General features: G+C 45.5%; 5 protein-coding genes. 2 read left to right on the top strand and 3 right to left on the bottom strand.

Features of this window, described 5'->3' with window-relative positions; genetic code table 11:
* Nucleotides 1-165 precede the first annotated feature (165 nt).
* From GY683_RS00500 to GY683_RS00490, 3 genes are all read right to left on the bottom strand, one after another.
* Entirely contained in the window at nt 166-1,749 is a 1,584-nt protein-coding gene (locus GY683_RS00500; RefSeq protein WP_297286889.1) for a peptide chain release factor 3, read from the bottom strand.
* 131 nt (nt 1,750-1,880) lie between these two features.
* Nucleotides 1,881-2,828: a cytochrome-c peroxidase gene (locus tag GY683_RS00495; RefSeq protein WP_297286888.1), complete on the bottom strand. Its 948-nt coding sequence runs from the start codon at nt 2,826-2,828 to the stop codon at nt 1,881-1,883.
* Between the two features lie 15 nt (nt 2,829-2,843).
* Complete coding sequence (locus tag GY683_RS00490) at nt 2,844-2,987, bottom strand: hypothetical protein (protein ID WP_297286887.1); 144 nt, start codon at nt 2,985-2,987, stop codon at nt 2,844-2,846.
* 385 nt (nt 2,988-3,372) lie between these two features.
* Between GY683_RS00490 and GY683_RS00485 the strand changes: the two genes are divergently transcribed.
* Complete coding sequence (locus GY683_RS00485; RefSeq protein ID WP_297286886.1) at nt 3,373-4,884, top strand: subtype B tannase; 1,512 nt, start codon at nt 3,373-3,375, stop codon at nt 4,882-4,884.
* 123 nt (nt 4,885-5,007) lie between these two features.
* The coding region (locus tag GY683_RS00480) for a WG repeat-containing protein (protein ID WP_297286885.1) at nt 5,008-5,248 on the top strand (241 nt) is incomplete at its 3' end.

Below are 5,248 nucleotides of genomic sequence, written 5' to 3'. Positions count from 1 at the left end.
GGCTCGTGATATATCCAAGTTTCTAACGCTTTTATATCATCATTTCCTAAAATGACTTTAAAAAATGGACGTTGTAGATGAGAAGGAAGTTTCATTTAATCAAGTCCATTTATTTATCAAGTGTGAAAAAACCGCCCATAAAGCGGTTTTACTGCCGAAATTTTATCAATGCTCCCTAGTCGCCCGAAATTCCACTTCTGGATACCGCTCTTGCATAAGCTGTAAGTTCACACGGCTTGGGGCAAGGTAGGTCAGATACCCACCACCGTCCACCGACAGCTGGTCATGGGCTTTTTTCTTAAATTTTTCAAAGGCGACTTTGTCATCACAATGCACCCAACGCACGGTAGCGATACTAATCGGCTCAAAGGTGCATTGCACTTTATATTCTTCTAGCAAGCGATGTGCCACCACTTCAAATTGTAGCACACCCACCGCCCCCAAAATCAGGTCGTTATTGATTTGGGGCATAAACACTTGGGTCGCTCCTTCTTCGGAGAGTTGCTGTAAGCCCTTTTGTAATTGCTTGGATTTCATCGGGTCTTTTAGCACCACACGGCGAAACAGTTCAGGAGCAAAGTGCGGAATGCCTGTAAAATTCAAGGTCTCGCCACTCGTGAAGCTATCGCCAATCTGTATCGTGCCGTGATTATGCAAGCCAATGATGTCGCCAGCGTACGCTTCATCCAACGCTTCACGGTCGCCTGCTAGGAACATCAAAGCGTCCGACACTCGCACTTCTTTGCCGATACGCACATGGTTCATTTTCATGCCACGCTCGTATTTGCCCGAACACACTCGCATAAAGGCGACACGGTCTCGGTGTTTGGGATCCATATTGGCTTGAATTTTAAAGACAAAGCCCGTAAAGGCAGGCTCGTCCGCTTTGACGGTGCGTTCTACCGCCACATGGTCTTTTGGGGGCGGAGCATATTGGGTCAACACGTCCAAAATCATGTTCACGCCAAAGTTACCCAGAGCCGTGCCGAACAAGACAGGTGTTTGTCGCCCTGCCAAAAATTCGCTCACGTCCCAGTCTTCATACGCCATTTGGGCAAGTTCAATGTTGTCCATAAACTCGTCCCACAAAATCTGCCCAAGCCTGTCCTTAATGTCGGCATGGTCATAACCGTCTCGGCTCTCGATATCTGTGATTTGTGAACCAAAGCCTTTTTTATAAAAGTAAGTCTTGTTATCCACAAAACTATACACCCCCACAAAATCTTGCCCCATGCCAATGGGATAGGCAAACGGCACGCATTTGATTTTTAGGACGCTTTCAATCTCGTCAAGCACGGCAAGCGGATTTTGAATCTCACGGTCAAGTTTATTGACAAATGAAATAATGGGCGTATCACGCATACGGCACACTTCCATGAGCTTAATCGTCCGCTCTTCCACGCCTTTGGCTCCGTCAATGACCATTAACGCACTATCCACAGCAGTGAGCGTGCGGTAAGTGTCTTCTGAAAAGTCGGCGTGTCCGGGCGTGTCTAGTAGATTAACCACATGATTTTTATAGGGAAATTGCATGACCGATGTCGTGATAGAGATACCACGCTCTTGCTCCATGCTCATCCAGTCGGATGTCGCATGGCGGTCGGCTTTACGTCCACGCACTTCGCCAGCGACTTGGATTGCCTTGCCCCACAGTAGGAGCTTTTCGGTCATGGTGGTTTTACCTGCATCAGGGTGCGAGATAATGGCGAATGTACGGCGAGAATTGATTTCTTGGGATAATTGGCTCATGATGTCTGATCGTCGTTTAAAAAATGGCTAATTATATCATGTTTTACATTGGCAAATACAGCCATGAACACAACGAGACGGCCATGAGGCCGTCTTGTTTTTTGATGCTTAAGCTAATATCTAAGCCCGTATTATTCACCAAATGGATTTGGCAGCGGAGTGTTCGGGTTAGATGGTGGCAACTGTGGATATTGGAATTTCGGTTGGTCACCGGTTAGGGTTCTTAAGAATGCCACGATGTCTGCCGTTTCTGCATCGGTGAATTCTTTGTTCAGCTGAATTTTGCCCATGATTTGTACCGCTTCTTCTAATGAGTTCACTTGACCGTCATGGAAGTACGGATAGGTTAGCTCAATGTTTCTAAGCGTTGGTACTTTAAACATCATCTTATCTTCTGGCTTACCAGTCACTGCAAAGCGACCTTCGGCTAGGTTTTTAGTGGTGTATTGTTCAAATACGCCAAACTTCTGGAACGAACCACCGCCAAGCAATTCGCCATTATGGCACGCCACACAGCCTGATTGTTTGAAAGTTTGATAACCGCGAAGTTCTTGTTCGTTGATCGCTTTGTCGTCGCCTGCCAACCATTGGTCAAAACGGCTATTTGGTGTTACCAACGTATCTTCAAAGCTTGCTAGCGCCTTGGTGATTTGTTCGATGGTGATGCCATCTTGATAATCACTAAAGGCTGCCTTGAACTCGTCTTGATAGGCAGGGATGCTGTTTAGAACTTTAACCACGTGCTCATGGGTAGATGCCATCTCAAGCGGGTTCTCGATTGGACCGCCTGCTTGCTCTTGTAGGTTCTTAGCACGTCCATCCCAGAACTGTGCGATTGCCAAGCCACTGTTTAGGACGGTTGGAGAGTTGATCGGACCTTCTGCCCACTTATGACCGATAGAGGTGGTCATGTTGTCCGTACCACCCATGGCAAGGTTATGACATGAGTTACAAGATAGGCCGCCTGACTTAGACAGACGTGGGTCGAACCACAGTTTTTTACCCAATTCTATCACCGCTGCACTCTCGATCACTGCAGGCTGGATGGGCTTGATTGGCTCATCAGTACGCACACTCACCAATGGCTCAATCTGCTATGGTGCTGACGCATCAGCCTTCGCCACGGTTGTCTGTTGTGGGCGTGCAAATTCCATCAATGCGAACAATCCCACGAACAGCACTGCAACAGCAGCGACCAAAATCGCCAGCATCATCGCTGACATACCCAAACGCTTCATGGCTACCTCCAAAAATCAGGTTGGCTATTTGTAATTAATCGTTAGACTACTTATTGAAACTTTATATACACAATCTTTCTATGGATTTAGAAGAAATTTATTTAGCCAATCTGTACATTATATAAAATCAATCGTTACCATCAGATTAATTTATAACCGAGTGTTTCAGTAAGAATTCATTAAAAGTTGTGTGGTTTTGTCATCATAAAACTACCGCCGCTTTTGAGTATTGATTTTAGTCAATGTATATCACGATATGCCAAGATTTTATGAGTTGTTATCATTTACAAAATTTCCTTTTTGTTTAATTTTGTATAAATGATTTTATTTCTCATTTAAATGCTTTATGATAGCGATATTTTATTGGCTCACTGAGCATAACATCATGAAAAAATTCACAACCATCGCCCTGTCCTGCGCTGCCGTTTTAAGTTTAAACGCTTGCACAACGCACGTTGGCGACTCCCAAGCCAATACCACAAGCACCCTACAATCGCTAAAGTTCAACCCAAATAACTATAAATCCATCACCATCAGCCAAGACGGTCAAAGCCTTAGCGTACGCGCATACGAGAACATTCCCTACGTCACTAGCCCTACCGAGCCTGATTACCAAGTGATGAATATCTACATCCCTGAGAGTTACTTTACAGATGGGATCATTAACGGCTATACGGCGGACACCGCACCGATATTTTTCCCTAATGGCATCGGTGGCTATATGCCTGCCAAGCCCATGACGACTGAGGTCAGATCTGGCCGCGACGGCAAACCACAAGCCAGCAGCGTCAATACCGCCCTACTGCGTGGCTATGTCGTGGCAAGTGCAGGTGCCAGAGGTCGAACGCTTGGCACAGATGGCAATTACACAGGTAAGGCACCTGCAGCCATCATCGATTTAAAATCCGCCATCCGCTACCTAAAAGCCAATGACAGACTCATGGCAGGACGAGCCGACCGCATCATCAGTAATGGCACATCTGCAGGCGGAGCAATGTCTGCCCTGCTTGGCGCGAGTGGCGCGAATGCCGACTACGATGATCAATTAAGACAAGCTGGCGCCATCATGAATGCCGATGATGGCGTCTTTGCCGTCTCTGCCTACTGCCCGATCACCAACCTTGAGAATGCCGACATGGCATACGAATGGCAGTTCAATGGCATCAACGATTATCAAAAAATGCACATCAGCATGCTGGATTATAACGTCAAACGAGAACGCGTAAAAGCAAGCCTCACCGACGAACAAAAGCTATGGTCAAATGAACTAAAATCCAGCTTCCCAAGCTATGTCAATGGATTAAAATTAAAAGGACAAAACGGACAGTTATTAACCCTAGACAGCCAAGGCAATGGCACCTTCAAGGATGAAATCATCCACCATCTGAATCAATCTGCCAATGTCGCCTTTAAGAATGGCACGGATATGAATGAATTTGACTTTTTGGTGCAGCGAAAATCCGCCAATCCTTACTACATTGACAGTTTTGATGGCTATTTAAATTATCTGGGACGTGGTAAAGGCGTGCCCGCTTTTGATGATGTCACCCTAGCAAGTGGTGAGAATAATTTATTTGGCAATGCCACTACCAACAATCAGCATTTTACCGCCTTTGGCAAAAAATACGGGCAAGGCACTATGGCGGATACCCAGGCAATCAAGATGATGAACGCCATGAATTACATCGCCACCAGCCCCACTCAGCATTGGCGTATCCGCCATGGCGCTAAGGATAATGATACGTCGCTTGCTGTGCCAGTCATCCTAGCGACCGCCCTACAGAATAACGGCAAGAATGTTGATTTTGCCCTACCGTGGGGCGTAGGACACGGTGGTGATTATGATTTGGACGCACTGTTTGACTGGGCAGATGAAATCGTAAAATCCGCCCAATAATCCATCAAATCCCCAAAAAAGATAATATTTTTGGGGATTTTTTGTCCTTGCAAATACAACACAATTTTTATAAGATGATACAAATTTTGTTTGTTATTCACCGTTGATTTTTAAGGAAAATGTATGAAACGCATCTCTGCACTTGCCATTAGCACCCTATTGGCATTGTCCATACCTACGGCATATGCTGATGAATGTGATATACCTGATGTTTATGGTTATGATTATAATTATATTGACTGTCTTAGTGAAGGCATAGCATGGGTTAGAAAAGATGGCAAATACGGCTTTGTTGATAAAACAGGCAAGGTGGTGATACCGCTGATTTATGATTATGCTGGCAGTTTTAGCGAAAGCTTGGCAG

The sequence above is a fragment of the Moraxella sp. genome, from assembly GCF_024227015.1.
In the GTDB taxonomy this organism is placed as follows: Bacteria; Pseudomonadota; Gammaproteobacteria; order Pseudomonadales; family Moraxellaceae; genus Moraxella.
Note: the sequence above shows the minus strand (reverse complement) of the source record. Positions and strands in the feature narration are given on the sequence as shown.